Source organism: Paenalicyclobacillus ferrooxydans (assembly GCF_001399675.1).
Classification (GTDB): domain Bacteria; phylum Bacillota; class Bacilli; order Alicyclobacillales; family Alicyclobacillaceae; genus Alicyclobacillus_B; species Alicyclobacillus_B ferrooxydans.
In genome coordinates this window covers 1-1,551 of record NZ_LJCO01000074.1, presented here as the reverse complement: position 1 = coordinate 1,551, position 1,551 = coordinate 1, and the positions used below count along the sequence as shown (strand labels likewise).

At 49.6% G+C, this 1,551-nt stretch carries 3 protein-coding genes; all 3 read left to right on the top strand.

Annotated elements, in window-relative coordinates; translation table 11 throughout:
- Positions 1-424: hypothetical protein (locus AN477_RS25090; RefSeq protein ID WP_169787917.1), on the top strand; the 424-nt coding region annotated here is incomplete at its 5' end.
- The gene (locus AN477_RS16915; protein WP_054970357.1) at positions 421-1,185 is read left to right on the top strand and encodes an SAF domain-containing protein; all 765 of its coding nucleotides are present in this window, start codon (positions 421-423) and stop codon (positions 1,183-1,185) included. The genes AN477_RS25090 and AN477_RS16915, both read left to right, overlap by 4 nt.
- The coding region (locus tag AN477_RS16910) for a hypothetical protein (RefSeq protein ID WP_425388197.1) at positions 1,182-1,551 on the top strand (370 nt) is incomplete at its 3' end. The genes AN477_RS16915 and AN477_RS16910, both read left to right, overlap by 4 nt.

The following is a 1,551-nucleotide window of genomic DNA, read 5'->3' as shown; positions in this document are numbered from 1 at the left end:
TTTGGTTCTTATTGACACGACGCCTTCTGCACAGGGAACGTACACAGCGCTCGAGTTGGCACAAAAAATTGTGTTTGTCATGACACCAGAATGGGTGTCGTTCAAACGCTTTATCGATGAATATCAAACGGTTCGTTATCAGAAGGCACCGGAGAATGTGACGGTGGTTATCAATCGAATCCGAAAACGGGTATCGGAGCACGCACGTACGTTACGTCTGCTCGAAGAAGCGGACATTCCATCGGACATCGTCCGGGTTCCTGAGGATAGGACCTTATATCGTGAACTGATTGGCGCTTCTGCACTCGTCGGGGGGAGAGACGTACAGGATGGGATGGACCACCTTCTATCTGCGCTTCGTTTTGACCCCGTTCTAAATTCGACCAAACGTGGTTTTCGACGTGGACGGAGGTGGACCGTGTGAAGACATCCAGGGTCATGTTTGGACTGAGTGTGGCGTTGGCTCTTGGTGCTGGTATTTTAGCAACAACCATCCTTCTCAAAGCCAGTCGGACGGAAACGGTGGTGGTATCCACACACAACTTACAACCTTATACACAGATAGGGCCGTCAGACGTAAAAGTCGTGACTGTTCCCAAAAACTCAGGGATTCAGGGGCTTGCTACAAGCGAAGGTGACGTGATTGGGCATTATCTGTCGTTCGCGGTTCCGAATGGATACCCCATTACAAAAGGGGACTTAAATTCCTCTAGCAGCTTTTCATCGTTTCTGACCCAGTACGTTGAAAAGACGGGGAAACCCGGCATGCTCCTATCGATTCCTGTTCAGTCTCCGTTATCTCAGGTTGTGAACGCCGGAGAAAGTATTGCACTCATCGTTCCCAATCAGACTGGAAACAGTACATCGTTTCAGACCATCGAGCCGGTTCCAGTACTCAACGTCTTGCAACCTGCCAAAGGTGGTTCGGCGACCGCACTCCTCGTGTTTGTGACGGAACAGGACTACAACGTGCTCGCTCCAGCCATTTTGAACAACAATGTGCAGATTGGACTGATTCCACAAAACGGTTCGTTTACAGCACCACAATCGATACAGTTACCACCCACGCAAATACAATCGGGGAATGGGGCGGATTCCTCACCCATCACGGTGACTCGCACACAGGGTAAGCAAGCACACCTGTCATCGAACAATTCTACGTCGGGCGGAGGAACACACGGATGACGATAGACAACATTTTGCAAGGGTATATCAATACGCTGAAAAGCATCGTTCTAAATGACTCGAAAATCTCAGGGGCCGGTGTCACGCGTAAAGAGATGTACACATACCTGTACACGAAGTCTGTAGAACAGGGGACATTCGTACCTGCCGAATATCGGGAGAAAGTCATTTCTTCTTTGCTGAATAGCTGGTACACGTATGATGTCCTTCAAGGCGCCATGGATGACCCTTACGTGAGCGACGTGCACGTGATAGGGACGACCACCATCGTGAAACGAAATGGGTCGAATTACGAATCTACGGAGTCACGCTTTTCGTCGGAAGATGCGTTAATGGAGTTTATCGCCCGAAAGTTAGAGAATACGC